At 31.6% G+C, this 23,385-nt stretch carries 26 protein-coding genes and 3 tRNA genes; 19 read left to right on the plus strand and 10 right to left on the minus strand.

The window, feature by feature from the left end; genetic code table 11:
• Both ACMOUI_RS06325 and ACMOUI_RS06330 read left to right on the plus strand, forming a co-directional pair.
• The coding region (locus tag ACMOUI_RS06325) for a TetR/AcrR family transcriptional regulator (RefSeq protein WP_418964887.1) at window positions 1–617 on the plus strand (617 nt) is incomplete at its 5' end.
• Entirely contained in the window at window positions 607–1,923 is a 1,317-nt protein-coding gene (locus tag ACMOUI_RS06330; protein WP_418964888.1) for an OmpP1/FadL family transporter, read from the plus strand. The genes ACMOUI_RS06325 and ACMOUI_RS06330, both read left to right, overlap by 11 nt.
• Before the next feature lie 37 nt (window positions 1,924–1,960).
• Here the strand turns inward: ACMOUI_RS06330 and smpB are convergent, their stop codons facing one another.
• From smpB to hrcA, 10 genes are all read right to left on the minus strand, one after another.
• Window positions 1,961–2,404, minus strand: coding sequence for an SsrA-binding protein SmpB (gene smpB / locus ACMOUI_RS06335; protein ID WP_418964889.1), 444 nt, complete (start codon window positions 2,402–2,404; stop codon window positions 1,961–1,963).
• Window positions 2,404–4,554: a ribonuclease R gene (rnr, locus tag ACMOUI_RS06340; RefSeq protein ID WP_418964890.1), complete on the minus strand. Its 2,151-nt coding sequence runs from the start codon at window positions 4,552–4,554 to the stop codon at window positions 2,404–2,406. Before rnr ends, smpB begins: the two co-directional genes overlap by 1 nt.
• Before the next feature lie 13 nt (window positions 4,555–4,567).
• Window positions 4,568–5,131: a bis(5'-nucleosyl)-tetraphosphatase (symmetrical) YqeK gene (yqeK, locus tag ACMOUI_RS06345; protein WP_418964891.1), complete on the minus strand. Its 564-nt coding sequence runs from the start codon at window positions 5,129–5,131 to the stop codon at window positions 4,568–4,570.
• Window positions 5,132–5,187: 56 nt separating this feature from the next.
• Window positions 5,188–5,727, minus strand: a complete 540-nt coding sequence (locus tag ACMOUI_RS06350) for a GerMN domain-containing protein (protein WP_418964892.1) — start codon at window positions 5,725–5,727, stop codon at window positions 5,188–5,190.
• 8 nt (window positions 5,728–5,735) lie between these two features.
• Window positions 5,736–6,767 (minus strand): N-acetylmuramoyl-L-alanine amidase, encoded by a 1,032-nt coding sequence (locus ACMOUI_RS06355; RefSeq protein WP_418964893.1) that lies wholly within the window; start codon window positions 6,765–6,767, stop codon window positions 5,736–5,738.
• 73 nt (window positions 6,768–6,840) lie between these two features.
• A complete protein-coding gene (gene yajC / locus ACMOUI_RS06360; protein WP_418964894.1) occupies window positions 6,841–7,113 on the minus strand; it encodes a preprotein translocase subunit YajC in 273 nt (90 codons plus the stop codon).
• 70 nt (window positions 7,114–7,183) lie between these two features.
• Window positions 7,184–8,353 (minus strand): molecular chaperone DnaJ, encoded by a 1,170-nt coding sequence (dnaJ, locus tag ACMOUI_RS06365; RefSeq protein ID WP_418964895.1) that lies wholly within the window; start codon window positions 8,351–8,353, stop codon window positions 7,184–7,186.
• An 80-nt stretch (window positions 8,354–8,433) separates the two neighbouring features.
• Window positions 8,434–10,245 carry a molecular chaperone DnaK gene (dnaK, locus tag ACMOUI_RS06370; RefSeq protein ID WP_418964896.1) on the minus strand — a complete coding sequence of 604 codons (1,812 nt, stop codon included), beginning with the start codon at window positions 10,243–10,245 and terminating at the stop codon, window positions 8,434–8,436.
• Between the two features lie 36 nt (window positions 10,246–10,281).
• Complete coding sequence (gene grpE / locus ACMOUI_RS06375; protein ID WP_418964897.1) at window positions 10,282–10,827, minus strand: nucleotide exchange factor GrpE; 546 nt, start codon at window positions 10,825–10,827, stop codon at window positions 10,282–10,284.
• Window positions 10,817–11,812 carry a heat-inducible transcriptional repressor HrcA gene (gene hrcA, locus ACMOUI_RS06380; RefSeq protein ID WP_418964898.1) on the minus strand — a complete coding sequence of 332 codons (996 nt, stop codon included), beginning with the start codon at window positions 11,810–11,812 and terminating at the stop codon, window positions 10,817–10,819. The genes grpE and hrcA overlap by 11 nt, the downstream gene beginning before the upstream one ends.
• A gap of 211 nt (window positions 11,813–12,023) precedes the next feature.
• Between hrcA and ptsP the strand changes: the two genes are divergently transcribed.
• From ptsP to ACMOUI_RS06465, 17 genes are all read left to right on the plus strand, one after another.
• Complete coding sequence (gene ptsP, locus ACMOUI_RS06385; RefSeq protein ID WP_418964899.1) at window positions 12,024–13,775, plus strand: phosphoenolpyruvate--protein phosphotransferase; 1,752 nt, start codon at window positions 12,024–12,026, stop codon at window positions 13,773–13,775.
• A 2-nt stretch (window positions 13,776–13,777) separates the two neighbouring features.
• A complete protein-coding gene (locus tag ACMOUI_RS06390) occupies window positions 13,778–14,047 on the plus strand; it encodes an HPr family phosphocarrier protein (protein ID WP_418964900.1) in 270 nt (89 codons plus the stop codon).
• Between the two features lie 4 nt (window positions 14,048–14,051).
• Entirely contained in the window at window positions 14,052–14,921 is an 870-nt protein-coding gene (gene ispH, locus ACMOUI_RS06395) for a 4-hydroxy-3-methylbut-2-enyl diphosphate reductase (protein WP_418964901.1), read from the plus strand.
• Window positions 14,914–16,536 (plus strand): S1 RNA-binding domain-containing protein, encoded by a 1,623-nt coding sequence (locus ACMOUI_RS06400; protein WP_418964902.1) that lies wholly within the window; start codon window positions 14,914–14,916, stop codon window positions 16,534–16,536. Before ispH ends, ACMOUI_RS06400 begins: the two co-directional genes overlap by 8 nt.
• A gap of 258 nt (window positions 16,537–16,794) precedes the next feature.
• The gene (gene infC, locus ACMOUI_RS06405; RefSeq protein WP_418964903.1) at window positions 16,795–17,307 is read left to right on the plus strand and encodes a translation initiation factor IF-3; all 513 of its coding nucleotides are present in this window, start codon (window positions 16,795–16,797) and stop codon (window positions 17,305–17,307) included.
• Between the two features lie 27 nt (window positions 17,308–17,334).
• A complete protein-coding gene (gene rpmI / locus ACMOUI_RS06410; RefSeq protein ID WP_023050247.1) occupies window positions 17,335–17,541 on the plus strand; it encodes a 50S ribosomal protein L35 in 207 nt (68 codons plus the stop codon).
• A 51-nt stretch (window positions 17,542–17,592) separates the two neighbouring features.
• Complete coding sequence (gene rplT / locus ACMOUI_RS06415; RefSeq protein ID WP_023050246.1) at window positions 17,593–17,943, plus strand: 50S ribosomal protein L20; 351 nt, start codon at window positions 17,593–17,595, stop codon at window positions 17,941–17,943.
• Window positions 17,944–18,068: 125 nt separating this feature from the next.
• Window positions 18,069–18,623, plus strand: coding sequence for a tetratricopeptide repeat protein (locus ACMOUI_RS06420; protein ID WP_418964904.1), 555 nt, complete (start codon window positions 18,069–18,071; stop codon window positions 18,621–18,623).
• Between the two features lie 73 nt (window positions 18,624–18,696).
• A complete protein-coding gene (locus tag ACMOUI_RS06425; RefSeq protein WP_418964905.1) occupies window positions 18,697–19,218 on the plus strand; it encodes a DnaJ domain-containing protein in 522 nt (173 codons plus the stop codon).
• A 77-nt stretch (window positions 19,219–19,295) separates the two neighbouring features.
• Window positions 19,296–20,642: a bifunctional UDP-N-acetylglucosamine diphosphorylase/glucosamine-1-phosphate N-acetyltransferase GlmU gene (gene glmU / locus ACMOUI_RS06430; protein WP_418964906.1), complete on the plus strand. Its 1,347-nt coding sequence runs from the start codon at window positions 19,296–19,298 to the stop codon at window positions 20,640–20,642.
• Between the two features lie 5 nt (window positions 20,643–20,647).
• Window positions 20,648–21,598 (plus strand): ribose-phosphate diphosphokinase, encoded by a 951-nt coding sequence (locus ACMOUI_RS06435; protein WP_418964907.1) that lies wholly within the window; start codon window positions 20,648–20,650, stop codon window positions 21,596–21,598.
• A gap of 92 nt (window positions 21,599–21,690) precedes the next feature.
• Window positions 21,691–22,326 (plus strand): L-threonylcarbamoyladenylate synthase, encoded by a 636-nt coding sequence (locus tag ACMOUI_RS06440; protein ID WP_418964908.1) that lies wholly within the window; start codon window positions 21,691–21,693, stop codon window positions 22,324–22,326.
• 17 nt (window positions 22,327–22,343) lie between these two features.
• Window positions 22,344–22,775: a hypothetical protein gene (locus ACMOUI_RS06445; protein WP_418964909.1), complete on the plus strand. Its 432-nt coding sequence runs from the start codon at window positions 22,344–22,346 to the stop codon at window positions 22,773–22,775.
• A 107-nt stretch (window positions 22,776–22,882) separates the two neighbouring features.
• Window positions 22,883–22,958 (plus strand) — tRNA-Thr (locus ACMOUI_RS06450).
• A gap of 5 nt (window positions 22,959–22,963) precedes the next feature.
• Window positions 22,964–23,038, plus strand: a tRNA-Glu gene (locus tag ACMOUI_RS06455).
• Window positions 23,039–23,057: 19 nt separating this feature from the next.
• Window positions 23,058–23,142: transfer RNA gene (locus tag ACMOUI_RS06460), tRNA-Tyr, on the plus strand.
• Between the two features lie 117 nt (window positions 23,143–23,259).
• Window positions 23,260–23,385: GTP-binding protein (locus tag ACMOUI_RS06465; RefSeq protein WP_418964421.1), on the plus strand; the 126-nt coding region annotated here is incomplete at its 3' end.

Genomic DNA, 23,385 nt, shown 5'->3' on the forward strand with positions numbered 1-23,385 from the left:
ACATAACATATAGGAGAAAAAATATGGGAAGAAAACCTAATTTTACTAGAGAGGAAATTTTAGAGTGTGCATTTGAAATTCTAAATAGTGAGAGCTTAAAAGAAGTGACGGCAAGAAATATAGCTAAAAAATTAGGGGTATCAACAATTGCTATATATTCAGCATTTAAGTCTATGGATGAGTTAAAAAATGAGTTGTCAAAAAAAGCTAAAACAAAACTTTTTGAATATACAAAACGTGACTATACAGATTTATCGATTTTAAATATAGGTATAGGAATCTGTCTTTTTGCAAAAGAGGAAAAAGCGTTATTTAGAACGATTTTTTTAAGAGAGGGTTTGCCAAGAGAGTTTATGGATGAAGTTATGGATGATTTTAGAAATTTAATATATAGTGGATTCAATAAAAATAGAGAATATAATCAATTCCCTGTGGATATAATTGAATGGGTTATAAAGAAAGGATGGTATTTTTCTCACGGATATGCCACTTTGATTTGTACAGGATTCTATATTGATATAGAGTTTGAAACATTTAAAAATGAGATTATTGAAATGGGAAATGTATTAATAGAAAAAGCTTTAGAAATGACAAAGGAGAGGGATAATGAAGTTTAAGCAACAATTGATGTTATTAGGGATAGTTTTATCAGCTAATGCTATGGGGGGAAGCATAGACTATCTTTCACAACAGGATGCAGAGTATTTAGCACACCCAGCGATGGTTGGAAAAGTAGGAGTGTCTGGAGCATATTATAACCCAGCTGGAACGGTATGGTTAGAGGATGGAACTTATATTCAGATAAACAATCAAACACACTTAAAAGATTATAGAATGGAGCATACTAATTCATCTGGGGAGACAAGTAAATTTAAAAGTGACAAGGCATCTCCAGTAGTTCCAAGTTTACAAATTGTAAAGAAAAAAGGAGATACAGCATTTTTCTTCCATGCTGGAGCGATAGCAGGAGGAGGTAGCGTTGCTTATAGTGGAGGAATTGCAACTTTTCCACAGATAGCTGATGACAAATTTAGCCAAATAGGTGGTGGATTTACAAGTGGTTCAACAATACATGGTAAATCATACTATGTGGCATTTCAAGGTGGAGTGGCTAGAAAGTTTAATGAGGCTTGGAGTGGAGCAGTTGGTATAAGATTAGTTGATGCTGAAAGAAAATTTAAAGGGGAAGGGAATTTTGAAGTTTTAGGTGGTGCAATAAAACCTAAATTTGATATAGATTCAGAGAGAACTGCCTTTGGAGTAGCTGGAATATTTGGATTAAACTATCAGCCAAATGATAGATTTAATCTAGGTTTGAGATATGAAACTGAAACTAAGCTAGATTTTGATAATAAAGAACATAAATTAAGAAATGGATTTAATAGTTCAGTACCTACAATGATAATTCCTGGGGTAGGAAAACTATCTGGAGATACATTCTATAATATGATAGCTCAAGACCCTGCAATAAGACAGTGGATGTCAGAGGGAAGTGGAAAGAGAAACTTACCAGCAATGGCAGCGATAGGAGCTTCATATAGAGCAACAGAGAAACTTACACTTTTAGCTTCAGGAAACTACTATTTTATAAAAGAGACAAGTGATGACTTAGGGAACTTTGATCATTATGACAATGGATATGAAGTTGCAGTTGGTTTAGATTATCAGTTGAATGAGAAATGGACTTTAATGACAGGATATCAATACACAGATACGGGAGCTAATGAGAAAACTTACACTGATACAGACTATGTATTAGATGCGAATATGTATTCAGCAGGAGTTAAATATAGATACAGTTCTCAACTTGAACTAATGGCTACTTATTCATATGTGAGTTATGTAAATGATAAAAATATTAAAAATATTAAATATAGTAAACATGTAGATGCCTTTGGATTGGGATTGATCTATAAGTTTTAACAAGTGCATAAAAAGAGAGAGTCCAAGCTCTCTCTTTTTAATATCTCTCTTTAACTTCTCTTTCAATGTTTCTTTGCTGATCTTTTTTAGCTAAAGAATCACGTTTATCATAATTTTTCTTACCTCTAGCTAAAGCGATTTCCACTTTTACAAATCCCTTAGATAAATGGATGTTTAAAGGAACTATTGTATAACCTTTTTGCATAACTTTTTCATGTAACTTTTTAATCTCTGATTTATGTAGAAGTAATTTTCTAACTCTTCTCTCATCAGGATTATAAACACTACCAAAAGACCAAGGAACAACAGTCATTCCCATAATAAAAATCTCTCCATTTATTATTCTAATAAAAGATTCTTTTATACTAGTTTTTCCAGCTTTAATAGATTTAACTTCACTTCCAACAAGTTCAATTCCAGCTTCAAATCTGTCTTCAATAAAGTAGTCAAAAAAAGCTTTTTTGTTATTTGCTAAAATCATTAAAATCTCCCCTCTTTTCTTCTCCCAGTGTATTCATGATAAAATTCAGTTGGTACAACTTCAATTTCAAGCATCTGTAGATCAGACCTAACTATTAAAATCTCCATTTTATCACCTAAATGGAACTCTCTACCAGTATCCAAGTCTTTCATAACGTAGTTATTTTCATCGAACTCATAGAAGTTTTGAGCTGTCGTTACATCCCAGAAACACTCCACATGCTCCTCTGTTTCAAAGAAGATTTTTTTATTGTTAAATCCAACTATAGTGGCTTTAAACTCATCCCCAATTTTATCAAGCATATATTCAACTATCTTAATTTTAACACTTTCATCCTCTACTTTCATAGCTTTTCTTTCTGTTTGAGAGATGTGCTTTGTAACTTCAGGTAGATAGTTTATAAGAGTTCCAAATTGCTTTTTAGTAGGGTATCCATTTATGGCAATATTTAAAATTCTATGGATAAGTAAGTCAGCATATCTTCTAATTGGAGAGGTAAAGTGTGTATAGTAATTAGATGATAAACCAAAGTGCCCTAAGTTTTCAACTCCATATCTAGCTTGTTTAAGAGACATTAAAATCATCTTATGCACAATCATATTGATACCTCTAGCTTCAGAATCCTCAATAATAGATTGGAATTTTTTTGGATGTATATCCTCAAAAGAGTGTAATCTATATCCAAATCTAGAAAGTGTCTCATTTAAAGTTTTAACTCTCTCAGGGTCAGGAGTCTCATGCACTCTATAAACAGATGGAATCTCTAGCCAGAAAAGTTTCTCAGCAACAGCTTCATTAGCCATAATCATAAAGTCTTCAATGATTCTTTCCGACTCTCCTCTTTCAATATTTTTTAAGTACTTAACTTTTTTATTCTCATCTAAAACAACCTTTACTTCTGGAAGATCAAAATCAATAGAACCTCTATTATATTTAATAGCTCTTATAATTTTAGAAAGCTCTAACATAGTGAATAGCATATCTACAATATCGCTATATTTATTAGTCATCTCTGGGTCTTTTGCAATTATCTTATTAACATTTCCATATGTCATTCTATGTGCAGTTTTAATAACTGATTTATAGGTTTGAACATCTATTGCTCTACCTTGAGAATCAATAAGAAGTTCAACAGAGAAAGTAAGTTTATCCTCATTAGGATTTAAAGAGCAAATACCATTTGAAATCTCTTTTGGAAACATAGGTAAAACTCTATCTACTAAATAAACTGAGTTTCCTCTTTTTTCAGCTTCTTTATCCAGTTTAGAACCTGTGGGGATATAGTGTGAAACATCTGCAATAGCTACAATAAGTTTATAGTATCCATTATCTAATTTTTCAACATAGACAGCGTCATCTAAATCCTTAGCATCATCTCCATCTATAGTTATAATAGGTAGATGTCTTAAATCTTTTCTCTTTTTAATCTCCTCTTCAGATATTGTAATTGGTATTTGTCGTGCCTCTGCTAAAACTTCATCTGGAAAATCTTCAGATAGCCCCTCTCTAAGTATTAGAGCTTCAATCATATTATCTGTATCAAATGGATTACCGATAGATTGAATGATTCTTCCCTCTGGTTTTTTTTCATCACTTCCCCAGAAAGTAACTTCAACAACAACCAATTCACCATCTTTAGCTTTGTTAAAAAAGTTTCTAGGGATATAGATATCTCTACCAAAAGATTGAGTAGGTCTCACAAAACCAAAGTTATCTTTCTTCTCAAAAATCCCGATGATTGTATTTTTCTCTCTCACTAGAACACTTACAATCTCTCCCTCTTTTTTCCCTTTTCCTTCAGGAGTTATAACATTTATAAGAACAGTATCTCCATCTAGTGCAGTTCCAAATTTACTTCTAGGGATAAAATACCCTTCAGTATCAGTGTCAACAAATCCAAACTTACCCTTAATATTTGAGAATTTACCTTTAATAAATCCTAAGTTTTCAGGTATGTTATATTTATTTTTTTTATTTTTCATAATTTCACCAGAGTTTAACCAAAGTTCAAGAATCTCTCTATTCTCTTTTTTAAACTTTGGTGACCATCCCATGGCTTTTGTAATCTCATCAAGTGTTAGAGATTTACTATCTTTTAAAATATTTTTTAATCTATCTAGTTGTTTATCTAATTTTGTATTTGTTTTCATATAATTCCTCCTATTAGCTTATTTTTAAAAGCCAATTTCGCATCTCAATAGAATTTGTATGTATAATAAATTCATGTTTTATGAGATATTCAATTTTTTTATTAACCTCTAGTAAAATGGCTTCATTTAAGTCTACTAGGGCTAAATCTCTAATTTTTTCCACATGTGGGTACTCTCTTTTTGGTTCTATAGCATCAGCTATATAGACGATTTTTTCAGTTAGAGTCATATTTTTTCTACCAGTGGTATGGTATTTAATTGCATCTAAAATCTCAGTGTCCTCTATCTTAAATCTCTCTTTTGCAATATAGGCACTAGCATAGCTATGCAGTATTTCCACATTGGATATATAATCTTGTGTTTCAAGTTTAAAATGTTCACTAGCAATTTTGATTAACTCATCTCTTTTTAACTCTTTGGCATAATCGTGTAAAATAGCGGCAATAGCTATTTTATTCAAATCTCCATCGTATATAGTACCAAGGTTAAGAGCAGTGTCTAAAACTCTAATTGAGTGTTCATATCTTTTTTTTGAAAGTACACTGCTTAACTCTCTTTTTAAGAAATCTATTGTCATAAGAAGCCTCCAAATTTTTAAAAAGGAGTTTCTGAAAATAGAAACTCCTCAAAAATTTATATATTACTGTTTAATTTATAGCTTTTACTGATATTTATAAAATTGATTTTATCAGTTGGAACACCATTAATAAGTAAAACTACATTATCTGCTCCACCTGGTGTTAATAAACTATTTACAAAAGAGTAGATTAAAAGTAATTCCTCCTGCGGAGTTTTAGCAGAGGATAAAATTTTTGAATCTAAATCTAAGTATAGAGTCCTATTTTTTAAATATACTTCATATTTAAAATTTTCTTTTTTTAAGATATTTTTATCTTCTAGTTTTTGTATAAGCTGTGAGATGATATCCTTTAAAATATCCTGTTTATTAGTTAAATTAGAACTTAACACAATATCTTCACTATTTAATTTCCCCTGTTTTAAATTTGGGAAAAAAATGGGTGTTGTTATCTCTGTAGCTTTAATTGTTTCTAATGTAGGAGTAGTTATGGGAGTGATAGTTTCACTTTTTTTATTAAGTTTATTTGAATATAGTCCTGTGCCCGCAGCAATAACTATTAAAATAATTAAAAATATTTTTGATTTATGTGACATAAAACCTCCTAATAGAAAAATGCTCTAATTTTATTTGCCAATTCATCTGCCATAACATTTTGATTTACATCTTTAGAAAGTTTTGTTACGTCAGATTTATTTGTAATAAATCCTAACTCAACAAGAATTCCAGGGCCATTAAATCCTCTAAGAACAGCAAAGTTTGCTCCATAGATTCCACGATCTCTCATTCCAAGCCTTTTAGAGAGAGAGTTATTTAAAGGTCTTGCTATGGTGATAGATTTTTCCATATTTTTATTATATGCTAGTTCACCCATTATCTGGGCTATACTAGTTGTCTTTTCTCCATATTTCTCTCCGAAACTGTTTTCATAAGATGCTATTTTTTCAGCATATGGGGATGATTTTTTAGAAAAATAGAATATTTCCATACCTTGAGCTGAAGAATTTTTTGAAGCATTCAGATGTAGGCTTACAAAGATATCTGCTTTCCCTCTATTGGCTATTCTACTTCTTTCAGAAAGACTTATAAAAGTATCAGTGCTTCTAGTCATGATAACATTGAAGTCCTTAGAAAGTTTACTTTGTAATTTTTTAGCCACAGCTAGGGCAATATCTTTCTCTCTATACTTATTAAATCCAATAGCTCCAGGGTCTTTTCCACCATGTCCTGCATCAATAGCTACTGTGAACTCTTTTTTAGAGGAGTTGGTTGACCTTAAATCAACAACAATTCTATGTGGATTAGTTAAAGAATAAACTTTGTGACCGGAACCTTTTTTTAATTTTATAAAAAATCCGATGTTAGAACCGTAGTCAATCATGTCTATTTTTTCGATGTTTTTACCTATAAAGTTAGAGCTATTTAACTTTGTTCCCATTTTAACCTTTTCAATCTCAATGAAAAGTAAACGATTGTATTCATCATAGCTTGAGCTATATTTTGGTTTTATTGTGCTAGAGATATCAAAAACTAATTGGGGTGGGTTATTGTTAAGTCTAATCTTTTTTATCGTACCATTGGCGAAAAGAGTCAGCGAAAATAGACAAAAAATAAAAAATATAAGGTATTTTTTCATATTTCCTCTCCATTGATTTAGAATAATAAAATAGGATGGAAAAGTTTATCCATCCCATCCTTTTTAGATATTTTTATTTTAAAACTCTTGAAATAGAATTCTTAAGCACTTGGATGTTAACACCTTTATCAACTCTAATAGTTAAGAACTCAGGGCCAATACTAGATATAGTACCTTTTATACCACCTGTAGTAACAACTTCCGCTCCCTCTTTTAATGAGTCTAACATTTCCTGATGTTTCTTTTGCTTCTTTTTGTTTGGTAAAATAAGTAGGAAATAGAATACAGCCGCCCAAATAGCGAACGTAAGTATCATTCCACCATATTTAGCAAATAATTCGTTCATCTTATAGCCCCCTTAGATAATATTTTTCTAAGACAAGTATACCACAAGGTAGTATTCTTTTCAATAATTTTTAAGAGAAGAAATCTTTTAGTTTATCGAAGAAATTTTTATTATCTTTATGATTTTTATCTTTTAAACTTTCATCGAATTTTTTTAGAAGATCTTGTTGTTCTGTATTTAAGTTAACAGGAACTTCAATTTTTATTCTAACAATTTGATCTCCAGTGTAAGGACTTCTAGGATTTTTAATTCCTTCACCTTTCATTCTAAACATTTTATCATTTTGAGTTCCAGCAGGAATCTTAATAGTTTTCTTACCATTTAGTGTAGGGATTTCTATCTCTCCACCAAGAGCAGCTTGGGCAAAAGTGATTGGAACAACACAGATAATATCTACACCATTTCTCTCAAAGAAAGGGTGTGGTTTAACAGAGATATAAACGTATAAATCTCCATTAGGACCGCCCTCTGTACTAGCGTTACCCATACCAGAAAGTCTAAGTTTTTGACCGTCATCAATTCCAGCAGGAATCTTAATAGTCTTTTCAACAGTTTCAGTATCTATACCAGTTCCATTACATTTTTTACATTTTTTCTCAGGTACTTCACCTTTTCCATGACAAACATCACACTCTTGTGTAGTTTGGAAGTTTCCAAACACTGTTCTTTGAGTGACATGAATAGTACCAGAACCATTACACTTAGAGCATTTATTCATTTTTGAACCAGCTTGAGCACCAGTTCCATGACAAGTACCACAAGTACCAGTTCTCTTATATTTTAATGTTTTTTCAACACCTTTAGCAGCTTCTTCTAAAGTTAATTCAAGATTATATCTTAAATCATCTCCTGGTTCAGGGCCTCTTTGATGAGAGCCACCAAAACCACCGAAACCACCGAAACCGCCACTTCCTCCAAAGAATGAACCAAAAATATCTCCTAAATCTTCAAAACCACCACCGAAACCACCGAAACCGCCAGCTCCAGCTCCACCACCGTTTTCAAAAGCAGCATGACCAAATCTATCATATTGAGCTCTTTTATTTTCATCAGAAAGAACTTGATACGCCTCATTAATCTCTTTAAATTTATCTTCAGCTTCTTTTTTTTCAGTATCACTAGCACCACTAAATTTATCTGGGTGATACTTCATAGCAGCTTTTCTATATGCCTTTTTTATTTCAGTGTCAGATGCCCCCTTAGCAACCCCTAAAACTTCATAAAAGTCTCTTTTAGCCATTTACAAAAATCCTCCATTTCTTAAAATAAGGGATAGAGTTCTCTCTATCCCTTAAGTAAAGTATATATTAATTACTTTGATTAGTCAACTATCTCAGCATCTGCAACATCATCATTTGCGTTGCTCTCTGGAGCAGCTCCACCTTGCTGTTTAGCTTGAGCATCCTTATAAATTTCTTCAGCTAATTTGTGAGCAGCTTGTGATAACTTCTCAATAGCAGTGTCGATAGCTTCTTTATCCTCTCCATCTTTAACTGACTTAAGTTCTTCGATAGCAGCTTCAATAGCTTTTTTCTCATCTTCAGTAACTTTTTCAGCATAATCTTTAACAGATTTTTCAGTAGAAGCAATTAACATATCGGCTTTATTTCTTGTTTCAACTAACTCTTTGAATTTTTTATCTTCAGCTTCATTAGCTTCAGCATCTTTTTTCATTCTTTCAATCTCATCAGCAGAAAGGTTAGTTGAACCAGAGATAGTAACAGTGCTTTCTTTTCCAGTTCCTAAATCTTTAGCAGAAACGTGAACGATTCCGTTTGCGTCAATATCGAAAGTAACTTCGATTTGAGGTACTCCTCTTGGAGCAGCAGGAATTCCTTCTAAGTTAAACTCTCCTAATTTATGGTTATCAGCAGCTTTAGCTCTTTCACCTTGTAATACGTTTATTGTAACAGCTGGTTGGTTATCCACAGCAGTTGAGAACACTTGTGATTTTTTTACAGGAATTGTAGTGTTTCTCTCGATGATTTTAGTAAATACTCCACCTAAAGTTTCAATTCCTAAAGATAATGGTGTAACATCAAGAAGTAATACATCTTTAACGTCTCCCATTAATACTCCACCTTGAATAGCAGCTCCTTCAGCAACAACCTCATCTGGATTTATACCTTTGTTAGGTTTTTTACCGAAATAAGATTCAACCCACTCTTGAACAGCTGGTATTCTTGTAGATCCTCCAACTAATAAGATCTCATCGATATCTGAAGGGTTTAATCCAGCAGCTTTTAATGCATCTTTAGTAGGAACTTGAGTAGCTTCAACTAGATCTCTAGTTAAATCGTTAAATTTAGCTCTAGTTAATTTTATATCTAAGTGTTTTGGTCCAGTTGCATCCATAGTTATGAATGGTAAAGAGATATGAGCTTCCATTAATGTAGATAACTCTTTTTTAGCTTTCTCTGCAGCATCTTTAAGTCTTTGGTATGCCATTTTATCATTTGATAAGTCAATTCCAGACTCTTTTTTGAACTCGTCAACTAAGTATTTGATTATAGCGTCGTCAAAGTTATCTCCACCAAGGTGGTTATTTCCTGAAGTTGAAATAACTTCAATAACTCCGTCAGCAATCTCAAGGATAGAAACGTCAAATGTTCCTCCACCAAGGTCAAATACTAAAACTTTCTCCTCTTTTCCAGCTTTCTCAAGTCCATAAGCTAGAGCAGCAGCAGTTGGCTCATTTATAATTCTTTTTACATCTAATCCAGCAATAACACCAGCATCTTTTGTAGCTTGTCTTTGAGCATCTGTAAAGTATGCAGGAACAGTGATTACTGCTTCAGTAACTTTTTCTCCTAAATAAGCTTCAGCATCAGATTTTAATTTTTTTAGGATCATAGCTGAAATCTCTTGTGGAGTATATTGTTTTCCGTGAACATCAACTTTATAATCGCTTCCCATATGAGTTTTAATTGAAAGAATAGTTGATGTAGGATTTGTAATTGCTTGTCTTTTAGCAATCTCTCCAACAATAATCTCTCCGTTATCTTTGATACTTACAACAGATGGAGTTGTTCTAGCTCCTTCTGCGTTAGGGATTACAGTAGTTGATCCCCCTTCCATTATTGCAACACATGAGTTAGTAGTTCCTAAGTCAATTCCTATAATTTTTGCCATTTAAAAAACCTCCTAATATATCTGAATTTTTTAATTTTATTTTTTACAAACTTTAACCATTGAGGGTCTGATAACTTTCCCCTTCATTTTGTAACCTTTTTGAAACTCTGCTATAATCTCGTCATTTGCATAATCTGCTGAATCTTCTACAGCTACAGCCATATGTAAGTGAGGGTCAAACATAGCTTTTTCAGTTTCTATAGCTTCAACACCTTCGCTAGCAACAGTGCTTTTCATTTGAGAAAGTGTTAATTCTACACCTTTTACAAGTGAATCAAAATCTTTTGTTTCAGAAGAAGCAGCAATAGCTCTTTCTAAATTATCAATTATATCTAAAACTTTTACCACTACTTTTTCAGAAGCAAAAGCTCTTAAATCATCAAACTCTTTCTCTTTTCTTTTAGTGAAGTTTTGGAACTCAGCTTGTTTTCTTAAGTAAGAGTTTTTCCAATCTTCAACTTCACGCTTTAGAGTTTCAATTTCATTTTCTTGAGATGCTGTACTTGCAGTATCCTCATTTTTAGTTTCTGTATCGTTCGTTATCTCTTCCACTATCTCTTCTTTTATTTCCTTATCTGTCATCACTATCTCCTTCATTACTTATTTCTTTTATAACTTTGTTCACCTCTTTTGTAACGTGTTGTATAAGACCCATAGTTTTTGAATAAGACATTCTTTTTGGTCCCATAACTCCAATTACTCCAGGAGAGTTATCCATATTATAAACAGAATATACAAAGCTATAGTCTTCTAATCCTTTTACAGCAAGTTCTTCACCGAAAATAACGTTTACTTCACCCTCTTTAAAAGGTCTAGATTTGATTGCTTCTTCGAAAAGTTCTTTTATTTTCTCTCTGTTAGAGAAAATATCTAAGACATCACTAATCTCATTAACTTGTTTATTTTTAAATATTTCAGAGGAGTTTTCTAAGAAAAGCTTGCCCTCCACTTCGCTGTAAACAAAATCAATAATTTTTTCAATTTCGTGAGACTCAACAGAACTGTTCCTAATCTCATTATTAATTCGTTGTGATAGCTTTAAAAGCTCACTTTGACTACACATCTCTTCAAAGAAGATCTTTTTAGTTCTAACACTTTTATTTTCCATAACAATAACTGCCATGGCCATATAGTCATCAATATGAACTAATTCTACTTTTTTTATTTTTTCTTTTTTATGTGTAGGTTCAATAACGATACCAACATAATTAGTCAGCTTAGATAAAAGCATTGAAGTCTTTTTTAAAACAGAATCTAATTCTCTCATTTTAATCTCATAGACAGAATTTATTCTAGCTTGTTCCTCTCTTGAAAGTTTTTCAATTTTCAAAAGTTCTTCTAAATAAAATTTATAACCTTTATCTGTGGGTATTCTTCCAGAAGACGTATGAGTTTTTGCAATAAATCCCATGTCCTCTAAATCGGACATCACGTTTCTTATCGTTGCAGAAGATAGATCTATATTATATTTTTTTACAAGAGTTCTAGAACCAATTGTTTCTCCAGAAAGAAGATAAAAATCAATAATGGCACTAAGAACGAGCTTTTCTCTATCACTGACAACCATAAAATCACCCTTTCAAACTTTTTATTAGCACTCATCTTAGTGGAGTGCTAATCTTGGAATTAATATAATACAAAATGAAAAAAAAGTCAATACTTTTTTTGATTTTTTTTTTATTATATTTTTTTGCATAATTATAATCAAATAATAGTTTAAAAAAGAGTAGAAATACGCTATAATTTTTATATCAATTAATGGTCAAGGGGTGAGTAAAATGGGAGTTATTATAGGTAAAAGTATTTTCCCAGGAATAGTTATAGGTCAACCCTATATAGAAAGAAAAAAAAAGATAGATATTGAAAATTATAAGATTCCTTCAGATAAAGTTGATGAAGAGATTGAAAGATTTTTAGAAAGTCTACAAAAGGCAAAAAATGATATAAAACAGATTAAAAATAATTTAGAGGGAAAAATAAATAAAGAGGATTTACAGATTTTAACGGTTCATATAATGATGTTAGATGATCCTCAATTTATAAACGATATAAAGAAGGGGATTAAAAAAGAGGGAAACAATGCAGAGTCAGTTGTAAAAAAAGTATCGAATAAGTATATAGAGATGTTTGAGAAAATAGCTGACCCAATCTATAAGCAAAGAGCTTTGGATATAAAAGATATAAGTGAAAGAATTATAATGAATTTAACTCATGAGGAGAGTGTGGATACAAACTTAAATGGAAGAATACTTGTGGTTAGAGAGTTATTACCATCAGAGTTACTAAAAATTTATTATAGTGGAATTAATTTAATTGGAATAATTATGGAATATATGGGAGAGACATCTCACACTGCAATACTGACTAAAGCTTTAGAGATTCCAACTTTAATGGGAGGAAATGACATTTTCTCTGTGGATTGGGGAGATGAAATAATTTTAGATACTACCTCTATGGAGGGAAAAGTTGTAACTAATCCAGATATAAAAACTTTAAATAGATATACAGAGGAAAAAAATAGATATAAAAATAAAATAAAAGAGATTGAGGAGTCTATAGACAAGGAAACTATTACCATTGATGGAGAAAGGGTTTACTTACATCTAAATATAGGTGGAAGATTGGACATAACTCAAGTGAGTAGAAAAAGACCGGATGGAATAGGTCTTTTAAGAACTGAGCTTATTTATATGGACTCTTTAGATTTTCCAAATGAGGAGAAACAAAAAAAGATATATGAGAATATAGCTAGAGAGTTTGAAGAGAGTCAGCCTGGAAAACCAATAATAATTAGAACTTTAGATATTGGAGCAGATAAAAAACTATCCTATTATAAGATGGTTGATGAAGAGAATCCATCTCTAGGATGTAGAGGAATGAGATTGACTCTATCTGATAAAACTCTTTTTAAAAATCAAATAAAAGGGATTTTAAGGGCTGCAACATACCATAATATAAAGATGATGTATCCCATGATAACAAATTTAAAAGAGATAAAGGAAGCTAAGGAATTGGTGGAGGAGTGTAAATCTGAGCTTTTAAATGAGGGAAAAGAGTTTAAAAATGATATAGAGATTGGAATGATGGTAGAAGTACCATCAAATGTTATGTTGGCAGACATCTTTATAGATTATGTCGATTTTTTCTCAATAGGAACTAATGATTTAACTCAATATATATTGGCAACAGATCGTTATAGTCCAATAGCTGAGAAGCTATATGACTGTTATGACCCCGCAGTAATAAGGGCGATAGAGATGGTTTCAAGTGCAGGACTTAAAAAAAATAAAAAAGTTTCAGTCTGTGGAGAGATGGCAGGAGAGAGTCAGGCGGTTATAGCACTTTTAAGTTTGGGAATAAGAGATTTAAGCATGGCACCAGCCTATATACCTAAAGTAAGAAATTTAGTTAGAAAAATAAAAATTTCAGAGTTAAAAGAGATAAAAGTGAATCTATTAAAAGCTAAAGATTCACAGGAGATAAAAGATATACTAAATAGATACCTAGAAATGGTTGAAGGGAGAAATTAAAAATGAAAAGAGTAGAAGTAACTATTAAAAACAAAGCGGGATTACATGCAAGACCATCATCATTATTTGTACAAACTGCAAGTAAGTACGATTCAGATATAAATGTTATATTTGAGGATGAAGTTATCAATGGAAAAAGTATAATGGGGTTAATGCTTCTTGCTGCTGAACAGGGAAGAGTTCTAACACTGGAGTGTGATGGGGAAGATGAGGATGAGATGATCGCAGACCTTATAGACTTAGTGGAAGTAAAAAAGTTTAATGAGGAGTAGAGTTGTGGAGATTTTAAGAGCTGAAAAAATGGGATTTTGTTTTGGAGTAAAAAAAGCTGTGGAAACTTGTTATGAAATCTCTAAAAAAGAGACAGAGGGGAATAAATATATTCTAGGAATGGTTGTTCATAATAAAGATGTAGTAAAAGAGGTTGAAAAAATTGGATTTATAACCATTGATGAAGATGATATCTTAGCTGGAAAAGATCCTTTGAAAAAAGGGGATATAATCATAATAAGAGCCCACGGAACAACAGCCCAGATTGTAGATAGATTAAAGGAAAAACAGGTGAAAATATATGATGCCACATGTATTTTTGTGGATAAGATAAAAGAGATACTTATTGAAAGAGAAGAGCTGGGAGATGAAATAATATTTATTGGAGACAAAGAGCATCCAGAGGTAAAGGGTATCATCTCTTTTGGTAAAAGAGTAAATGTTTTCAAAAATTTAGAAGAATTAAAAGAAAGTAAACTAAGTAGTAGTAAAAGATATTCGGTGCTAACTCAAACTACATTGAATAAAAGTAAATTTTTAGAGATAAAAGAATATTTAGAAAAACACTATTCAAATGCCCAGATATTTGATAGGATATGTGGAGCAACTAGTGAAAGACAGGAAGCTACAAAAAAATTGGCTAAAATCTGTGATATAATAGTTGTAATAGGAGATTTGAAAAGCTCAAATAGTAAAAAACTTCTAGAGGTAGCTTTAGCTGAAAATCCAAAAAGTTATTTGGTTCAAAATGAGAAAGAACTGGATCTATCTATATTTTCAAAGGATATGAAAATTGGGATAGCAGCAGGAGCATCAACACCAGAAGATATAATAAAAAAAATAGAAAATAAAATAAGGGGGAACTTTAATGTCTAACTTTGATTACTACGAAGAATTTGAAGCATTATTAAATGAGTACATGCCAGTAAAAGAGGATGAAGAAATAAAAAGTAAAGTAACTGGAACAATTGTAAATATGGATAGAAACTTTACTTATTTAGAAGTACCTGGAGAGCCAAAAGCTGTAAGAGTAAGAACAGAAGAGTTAACAGGATATTCTGTGGGAGACGAAGTTGAAGTTCTAATAATGGCACAGGTTGAAGAGAATGATTCGTTAATTCTAATCGGATCAAAAAGAAGAATTGATATGGAGATTGGTGCAGAGAAATTAGTTAAAGCTTTTGAAAACCACGAGATTGTAACAGGAAAAGTTTCTAAGAGAGTAAAGGGTGGTTATATAGTTGAATTATTCCACCAACAAGGATTTTTACCAAACTCATTATCTGAAATCTCTTTAGAGCAAGGTGACTCTTTTGTAGGTAAAGAGTTAGCTGTTGTAGTAAAAGAGATAAAAGAGGATAGAAAAGGTAAAAAGATACTTTTATCAAGAAAAGAGATTGTTGCTGCAAAAGAGTTAGAGGCAATCGATAAGTTAACAGTAGGAGATGTTGTAAAAGCTACTGTTTTAGAGGTATTAGATTTTGGATTAACAGTAAAGATCGATGGTGCTAGAGGGTTTATCCATATTTCAGAAGTTGATTGGAAAAAAACAGCTGATTTACATAAGCTATTTAAAGCTGGAGATGTAGTAGAAGCAAAGATTATTGAAATAGAGAGAGAAAAAAGAAATATAAAGTTATCTATTAAAGCTTTAACTAAAAATCCATGGGATATAGTTGCAGAAAATAACTCAGTAGGACAAGAGATAACAGGTAAAGTTACAAGAATAGTTAATTATGGAGCTTTTGTAGAGTTAGTTCCAGGTGTTGAAGGATTAATTCACAGTTCAGACTTCTCTTGGACAAGTAAGAAAGTTAATGTTAACAACTTTGTAAAAGTAGGAGACGAAATAAAAGTTGTTATAGTGGAGTTAGCTCCTAAAGAGAGAAAATTAAAGTTAGGAATCAAACAGTTAAGTGCTAATCCATGGGAAAATGCTGAAACTAAATTTGCTGTTGGAACAACTTTAACAGGAACAGTAGTAGAGGTTAAACCATTTGGAATTTTTGTACAGGTAGAAGAGGGTGTAGATGGATTTATCCATAACTCAGATTTCGCTTGGACTGGAAATAAAAAATACTCAAAAGGTGACAAAGTAGAGTTTAAAGTGGTAGAGTTAAACTTAGAGGATCAAAAGATTAAAGGAAGCATTAAAGATTTAACTAAGAGTCCTTGGGAAACTACACTAGAAAACTACAAAGTGGGAGATAGAGTAGAAAAAGAGATAAAAAATATTCAAGACTTTGGAATGTTTGTAAAGCTAGAGGATGGAGTTGATGGATTTATTCCAACTCAATTAGCATCTAAAGACTTTGTAAAGAGTTTAAAAGATGTATTTAAACTAGGTCAGGTTGTTTTAGCTGAAATTGTTGAAATTGATTCAGAAAAGAAAAGAATAAAACTTTCTATAAAAAAAGTTCAGTTAGAAAAAGAAAAAAATGAAAATAAAGAGTTAATAGAAAAGTATGGAACTTCTTCAAGCGAAGAGTAAGATAAAAAAAAGGTCCTCTAAACTTAGAGGACCTCAATAAAATCAATAAAAAATTCAGTTGACTTTTTGTAGAATCGTGTTATAATGATTAAAGACAATGAAAAAGATTTATCAAGAAGAGACTTCCTGTTTCTCACCTAATGGGGCAAAGACCTACATATAGGTATATTAAATTTTTGATTAGGGCTAGCCTTAATAATTATTTGAGTTAAACAGGAATTTTACGTCCTGTTTTTTTTATTTGATAGTTAATAGGAGGTGTCTATTATTTCGGACAAAGTTAGAATTAATGAGAAAATAAGAGGTAGAGAATTAAGAATTATCTCTGAAACTGGGGAACAATTAGGAATAATGTCAGCGGCAGAAGCTTTAGAGTTAGCTATGCAAAAAGAGTTGGATTTAGTTGAAATCTCTCCAAATGCTGCTCCACCAGTATGTAAAATCATGGATTATGGAAAGTATAAATACGAGCAGACTAGAAAGGCTAAAGAAGCTAAGAAAAACCAAAAGCAAGTTATTGTTAAAGAGGTAAAGTTCAGAGCTAGAATAGATCAGCATGATATGGATACAAAAATAGCTCAAGTTAAAAAGTTTTTAGAAAAAGATAATAAGGTTAAAATAACTCTTGTTCAGTACGGAAGAGAAAGAATGTATGCTGATCAAGGAATAGAAATGCTAGATCAAATATCTGATAGATTTGTTGAAGTCGCAGATGTTGATAAAAAATATAATGATAAGCAAAAGTATTTGATCTTATCACCAAAAAAATAGTGAAGATTTGAGAGGAGGAACATTACAATGCCAAAAATGAAAACTCATAGAGGTGCTAAAAAAAGAATTAAAGTTACTGGAACAGGGAAATTCGTTGTTAAAAAGCCAGGAAAGAGCCATATCTTAACAAAGAAGACTAGAAAGAGAAAGAACAGATTAAAGAAGGATACAGTAATCACTTCAACATTAGAGAAACACTTAAAAGGATTATTACCATACGGAGTAGGAAGATAATAATTCTTAGGAATATTATTGCCAAGGACCAATTTTTAGGAGGAGAATTAAATGAGAGTTAAGACTGGAATAGTTAGAAGAAGAAGACATAAAAAAGTTTTAAAAGCCGCTAAAGGATTTAGAGGTGCGTCAGGTGACGTATTTAAGCAAGCTAAACAAGCTGTAATGAGAGCAGAGGCTTTCTCAACAAGAGATAGAAAAGTTAGAAAGAGAAAGATGAGACAATTATGGATCATCAGAATCAACGCTGCAGCTAGAATCAACGGATTAACTTACTCAACTTTAATGAACGGATTAAAGAGAGCAGGAATCGAGTTAGATAGAAAAGTTTTAGCAGATATCGCTTTAAACAATGCAGCTGAGTTCGCTAAATTAGCAGAGACTGCAAAGGCAGCATTATAAGATAACTAAAAAGAGCTTATGCTCTTTTTTTTATTTTAAAATATCTTAAATAAAAACAAAAAATATGGTATAATTTTTCAGAGAGTAGTTTTAGAGTAGTTTTAAAAAACCTAAGGGGGATTAAAATGCTAAGAAAAAAGATACTGAAAAGAATAGATATAAGTAATGAGGATTTATTAAATCAAGAGCAAGAGATAAGATTTGAGCTTTTAACAAAAGCTAATAATATTGAAAACTTGGAAAAGCTAGGAACAATTCTTTTTTATAAAAGAGATTGTGAGGGAGCTTTGGAGATTTATGAAAAACTTAGAGCGTTAGGAAAAAAAGATAGCGACACAATAGGGTTTTTAGGATACTTAAATTATGAGTTGGGCAATTATAGTAGTAGTATAAAATACTTTAATATGTTTTTAGATAATAAGCCAGGAGATGCATTTGTTTATTTCCTATTGGGGAATGCATATTCTCGTGCTGGGAAAATAGTGGAAGCGATAAATAGTTATGACTTCGCAATATTTTTGGATTTAGATATATACAATGCTCATTTAGACTTTGCTAGAGAGTACGAATTTTTAGGAAGATACAAGAAAGCTTTAAATGAATATATAGCAGCCTATGAAATTGACCCAAGAGATAAAGAGATAAAAGAAAAAATAAAATATTTAAGAGATAAAATTTAGGTTAATGAAAAAATAGGGGATAGAAATTCTATTCCCTTATTTTATAATATAGTAAGGAATCAAGGAGAAAATAATGATATCGATAGCGTTAGTTTTAACGGCGGCTATTTTTTTAATAATAGCGCTGTTGTTTGGTATGAATAGAGCTATATCAGCTTTACCAGCACTATTTTTTATAATGTTACTAATTTCTTTTTTTGGATTTATAGTGATTCAATTCTTCCCAATTATTCTTATATTTCTAGTTATTAGATACTTTATGAATAAGAAAAATCCAAAAAAAAGAAACTTCTACTATAGAACATATACACAAAAAGATTTTGAAGATATGTTTAGAAATCAAGGGGAGCAATATGGTGGCAACTACCAAGGTAGTTATCAAAATAATCCTTTTGGAAATTTTGAGGATAAAAGCAAATATTATAAAATCTTGGGAGTGGCAGAGGGAGCAACACCTGAAGAGATAAAAAAGGCCTATAGAGAACTAGCAAAAAAACATCATCCAGATAGATATGCTAATGCGGAACCTGGAGTAAGAGAGATGCATGAAAAAAAGTTTAAAGAGATAAATGAGGCATATGAAAAACTTCAATAAAATTTCTAATTAAATTGTTTTGCAAAAATATTAAATCTTATGGTACAATGTAAAGGTTGAACAAAATGGAGGGTATGATGAGTTTAAAAACATTAATTTTAGCAGCTGGAAAAGGGACTAGAATGAAGTCGGAGTTACCAAAAGTTTTACATAAAGTTTGTGGAGTACCAATGGTGCAGAAGATTGTAAATACATGTAGCAAAATTGGATCAACTGAAAATATATTGATATTAGGGCATAAAAAAGAAGAGGTATTAAAAGTATTGCCAAATATCGAATATGTTGTTCAAGAGGAGCAGCTAGGAACAGGCCACGCTGTAATTCAAGCAAAGGAAAAATTAGAAAACTTTGATGGAACAGTTATGATTTTATGTGGAGATACTCCATTGTTAAGAGAGGAAACTTTAAAAAGTTTATATGAGTATCATAAAAAAACAGAAGCAACAACAACAATCTTAACATCAATCTATGAAAATCCATTTGGATATGGAAGAATAGTGAAGGAAGATGGGAAAGTTATTGGAATTGTGGAAGAAAAGGAAGCGTCAGAGGAGATAAAAGCTATAAAAGAGGTAAATGCTGGAGTTTACTGTTTTAATGCAAAAGATCTATTAGTAGCTTTAGATAAAATAGATAATAAAAATGAAAAAGGGGAATATTACTTAACAGATGTGATAGCAGTTAATGTTAAATCTGGGAAAAAAGTAGAAGCATTTTTATTAGAAGATAATGATGAAATACTTGGTATAAACTCTAAAATAGAGTTAGAACAAGCTAATAGTATAATGAAAAATAGAATAAATATAGCTCACATGGAAAATGGGGTTATAATAATCGATAAAAATAACACATATATAGAGGAATCTGTTGAAATAGGACAAGACACAACAATATACCCAGGAGCTTTACTACAAGGAGATACAAAAATCGGTAAAAATTGTGAAATATTAGGAAATACAAGAGTGATCGATTGCATAATAGGAAACAATGTAAAAGTTGAAAGTTCTATATTAGAAGAGAGTATTATTGAGGATAAAGTAACAATAGGACCTTTTGCTCATTTGAGACCAAAATCTCATTTAAAGGAAGAGGTACATATTGGAAACTTTGTAGAAGTAAAGAAATCAACATTGGAAAAGGGTGTTAAAGCAGGACATTTAACATATCTTGGAGATGCTACAGTTGGAGAAAAAACTAACATAGGGGCAGGAACAATAACATGCAACTATGATGGTAAAAATAAATTCAAAACCACAATTGGAAAGAATGCTTTTATAGGAAGTGATACTATGTTGGTGGCTCCTGTTAATATAGGAGAAAATGCGTTGGTTGGAGCTGGATCAGTAATAACAAAGGATGTACCAGAAAATGCGTTGGCAGTATCAAGAAGTAAACAAGTTATAAAATTTGATTGGAGGAAATAGAAAAAATGGAAAGACCTGGGGTAAAAATTTTTGCCGGAACATCGAATGTGGAGTTAGCTAAAAAAATAGCTGAGAAGTATGGAACTTCTGTAGGAGATGTTGAAATTGTTAGATTTAAAGATGGAGAGGTTTATGTTTGTGTAGGGGAAACAGTTAGAGGTAGAGATATATTTGTAGTTCAATCTACATCTGAACCTGTAAATGAAAACCTAATGGAGTTATTAATATTTATTGACGCTTTAAAGAGAGCATCAGCTAAATCAATAAACGTAATTATTCCATATTATGGGTACGCTAGACAAGACAGAAAATCAAGACCAAGAGAGCCAATTACGTCTAAATTAGTGGCAAACTTATTAACAACAGCGGGAGCAACAAGAATTGTAACTATGGATTTACACGCTGACCAAATTCAAGGATTCTTTGATATTCCAGTGGATCACATGCAAGCATTACCTCTATTAGCAAAATCATTTATCGCTAGAGGAATGTCAGGAGACAAGGTAGTTGTTGTATCACCAGATATCGGTGGAGTAAAAAGAGCTAGAAAATTAGCTGAATGGTTAGATTGTAAAATCGCTATTATTGACAAGAGAAGACCAAAACCAAATATGTCTGAAGTAATGAATTTAATCGGTGAAGTTGAAGGTAAAATAGCTATATTTATCGACGATATGATAGATACTGCTGGAACAATCACAAATGGAGCTGAAGCAATTATGGCAAGAGGTGCAGTTGAAGCTTATGCATGTTGTACACACGGAGTATTTTCAGACCCAGCTATTGAAAGATTAGAAGCATCATGTTTAAAAGAGGTTATTATAACAGATTCAATAGCATTACCAGAGTCAAAAAGAATAGATAAAATAAAAGTTGTTTCTGTAGATGAGATTTTAGCAGAAGCAGTTAGAAGAATTGTAAATAACGAATCAGTATCTGAGTTATTTGAAAAGTAAAAGCATATAGAAAAGCTAGTATTCTACTAGCTTTTTTTTTTTTAATATGTTAGAATTATTTATACAAATAAAGGTGAGGAAAAGGATTAATTATGAAAAGAATTGTATTTAAAGAAAACAATATTGACTTTGAAGCTCTAAAAAATATATTGAGAAATGATGGAATAATAATTTATCCTACGGATACTGTATATGGAGTAGGTGCAAGTATTGATTCTTTAAAAGGTATAGAAAATATATATACAGCTAAAGAAAGAAATTTCAAATCTCCTTTAATAGCACTTTTAAGTAAAATTGAGTATATAGATAGAATCGCAATTATAGATGAAAATAAAAGAGAGCTTGTAAAAAAATTAGCCGAAAAATTTTGGCCAGGAGCTTTAACTATTATTTTAAATAAAAAGAGCAATGTTCCGGATATTATGGTTTCTGGAGGGAAAACAGTGGGAGTTAGAATTCCAGCATTGAAATTGGCACAGGATATTATTGAAGGAGCGGGAGGAATCCTACCTACCACAAGTGCAAATATATCTGGGGAGAAAACACCAAGAAGTTATGAAGAACTAGATGAAAAGTTTAAAGAGAGAGTGGATATTATAATTGATGGAGGAAAAACTCCTTTAGGAGTTGAATCAACAATAATAGATTTAACAAAAGATGTACCTGTAATACTAAGAGAGGGTGCTATAAAGAAGGAAACAATAGAGAAACTTATTGGAAAAATATAAAAATTTTGGAGGAAAAAATGAAGGCACAAAAGGTAAACCCAAATAACATGAACCCTATGCAAATGAATGCAATGTCGTCAATGATGGGTATGATGAACTCTATTCAAAAAATTGGAAAAGGAAAAAGAAAATATTCTGTATCTTTGGATAAGGGAACAAAAAAGTTCTTATCAAAGTTTATAGAGGAGATAAAAAAGCAATTTGCGGTTAACAGTGGTATGCAAAATGTTGGTCAATTCTTAGACTATGTTAAATCAGTGGCAGATTCAAAGGATAAAACAGAGTTAAAGTTATCTTATGAGGAGCAGGAGTTTTTAACAAGAATGGTTGCAGATGCAGTAAAAGGAATGGAAGCTGTTCAGTTTAAATGGTATCAACTTATAAAAAAATCTATGACAAAAGTTATGGCAAAACAATATAGAGAGTTATTAGCTCAATTAAAAAAATAGAATAATTTAAGAAAGCAGGAAGTAGAGGATTATTCTACTTCTTTTTTTTAAAAAAAATGTTGACATTTTTCATATGATAGGGTATAATTATAAATGTCTGAAGGGATGCCGCTTTAGCTCATCTGGTAGAGCAACTGACTTGTAATCAGTAGGTGATTGGTTCGACTCCGATAAGCGGCACCATGAACGCCCCGTTCGTTCAGTGGTAAGGACAATAGATTTTCACTCTATAAACAGGGGTTCGATTCCCCTACGGGGTACCATTAAAATTAAATAAGATATGGTGAGGTTCCCGAGCGGCCAAAGGGATCAGACTGTAAATCTGACGGCTCTGCCTTCGAAGGTTCGAATCCTTCTCTCACCACCACTTATACTACACTAACCTGAAACAGCTTCAAGGATATGTGTGGATTTTTTTTTAAGCGGGTTTTTTTTGTAAGGAAAAGAAAAGATAAATATAAAGTAAAACAGGAGGAAATTTCAAATGGCTAAAGAAAAATTTGAAAGAAGCAAACCGCACGTTAACATTGGAACAATCGGACACGTTGACCACGGAAAAACAACAACAACAGCAGCAATCTCTAAAGTATTATCAGATATGGGATTAGCA

The sequence above is a fragment of the Cetobacterium sp. genome (assembly GCF_048470075.1).
Taxonomy (GTDB): domain Bacteria; phylum Fusobacteriota; class Fusobacteriia; order Fusobacteriales; family Fusobacteriaceae; genus Cetobacterium_A.

Excerpts from the sequence above, each read along its gene's own strand:
- ACMOUI_RS06330 (WP_418964888.1), top strand. The coding sequence starts at position 607 with ATGAAGTTTAAGCAACAATTGATGTTATTAGGGATAGTTTTATCAGCT.
- smpB (WP_418964889.1), bottom strand. The coding sequence starts at position 2,404 with ATGATTTTAGCAAATAACAAAAAAGCTTTTTTTGACTACTTTATTGAA.
- rnr (WP_418964890.1), bottom strand. The coding sequence starts at position 4,554 with ATGAAAACAAATACAAAATTAGATAAACAACTAGATAGATTAAAAAAT.
- yqeK (WP_418964891.1), bottom strand. The coding sequence starts at position 5,131 with ATGACAATAGATTTCTTAAAAAGAGAGTTAAGCAGTGTACTTTCAAAA.
- ACMOUI_RS06350 (WP_418964892.1), bottom strand. The coding sequence starts at position 5,727 with ATGTCACATAAATCAAAAATATTTTTAATTATTTTAATAGTTATTGCT.
- ACMOUI_RS06355 (WP_418964893.1), bottom strand. The coding sequence starts at position 6,767 with ATGAAAAAATACCTTATATTTTTTATTTTTTGTCTATTTTCGCTGACT.
- yajC (WP_418964894.1), bottom strand. The coding sequence starts at position 7,113 with ATGAACGAATTATTTGCTAAATATGGTGGAATGATACTTACGTTCGCT.
- dnaJ (WP_418964895.1), bottom strand. The coding sequence starts at position 8,353 with ATGGCTAAAAGAGACTTTTATGAAGTTTTAGGGGTTGCTAAGGGGGCA.
- dnaK (WP_418964896.1), bottom strand. The coding sequence starts at position 10,245 with ATGGCAAAAATTATAGGAATTGACTTAGGAACTACTAACTCATGTGTT.
- grpE (WP_418964897.1), bottom strand. The coding sequence starts at position 10,827 with ATGACAGATAAGGAAATAAAAGAAGAGATAGTGGAAGAGATAACGAAC.
- hrcA (WP_418964898.1), bottom strand. The coding sequence starts at position 11,812 with ATGGTTGTCAGTGATAGAGAAAAGCTCGTTCTTAGTGCCATTATTGAT.
- ptsP (WP_418964899.1), top strand. The coding sequence starts at position 12,024 with ATGGGAGTTATTATAGGTAAAAGTATTTTCCCAGGAATAGTTATAGGT.
- ACMOUI_RS06390 (WP_418964900.1), top strand. The coding sequence starts at position 13,778 with ATGAAAAGAGTAGAAGTAACTATTAAAAACAAAGCGGGATTACATGCA.
- ACMOUI_RS06400 (WP_418964902.1), top strand. The coding sequence starts at position 14,914 with ATGTCTAACTTTGATTACTACGAAGAATTTGAAGCATTATTAAATGAG.
- rpmI (WP_023050247.1), top strand. The coding sequence starts at position 17,335 with ATGCCAAAAATGAAAACTCATAGAGGTGCTAAAAAAAGAATTAAAGTT.
- rplT (WP_023050246.1), top strand. The coding sequence starts at position 17,593 with ATGAGAGTTAAGACTGGAATAGTTAGAAGAAGAAGACATAAAAAAGTT.
- ACMOUI_RS06420 (WP_418964904.1), top strand. The coding sequence starts at position 18,069 with ATGCTAAGAAAAAAGATACTGAAAAGAATAGATATAAGTAATGAGGAT.
- ACMOUI_RS06425 (WP_418964905.1), top strand. The coding sequence starts at position 18,697 with ATGATATCGATAGCGTTAGTTTTAACGGCGGCTATTTTTTTAATAATA.
- glmU (WP_418964906.1), top strand. The coding sequence starts at position 19,296 with ATGAGTTTAAAAACATTAATTTTAGCAGCTGGAAAAGGGACTAGAATG.
- ACMOUI_RS06435 (WP_418964907.1), top strand. The coding sequence starts at position 20,648 with ATGGAAAGACCTGGGGTAAAAATTTTTGCCGGAACATCGAATGTGGAG.
- ACMOUI_RS06440 (WP_418964908.1), top strand. The coding sequence starts at position 21,691 with ATGAAAAGAATTGTATTTAAAGAAAACAATATTGACTTTGAAGCTCTA.
- ACMOUI_RS06445 (WP_418964909.1), top strand. The coding sequence starts at position 22,344 with ATGAAGGCACAAAAGGTAAACCCAAATAACATGAACCCTATGCAAATG.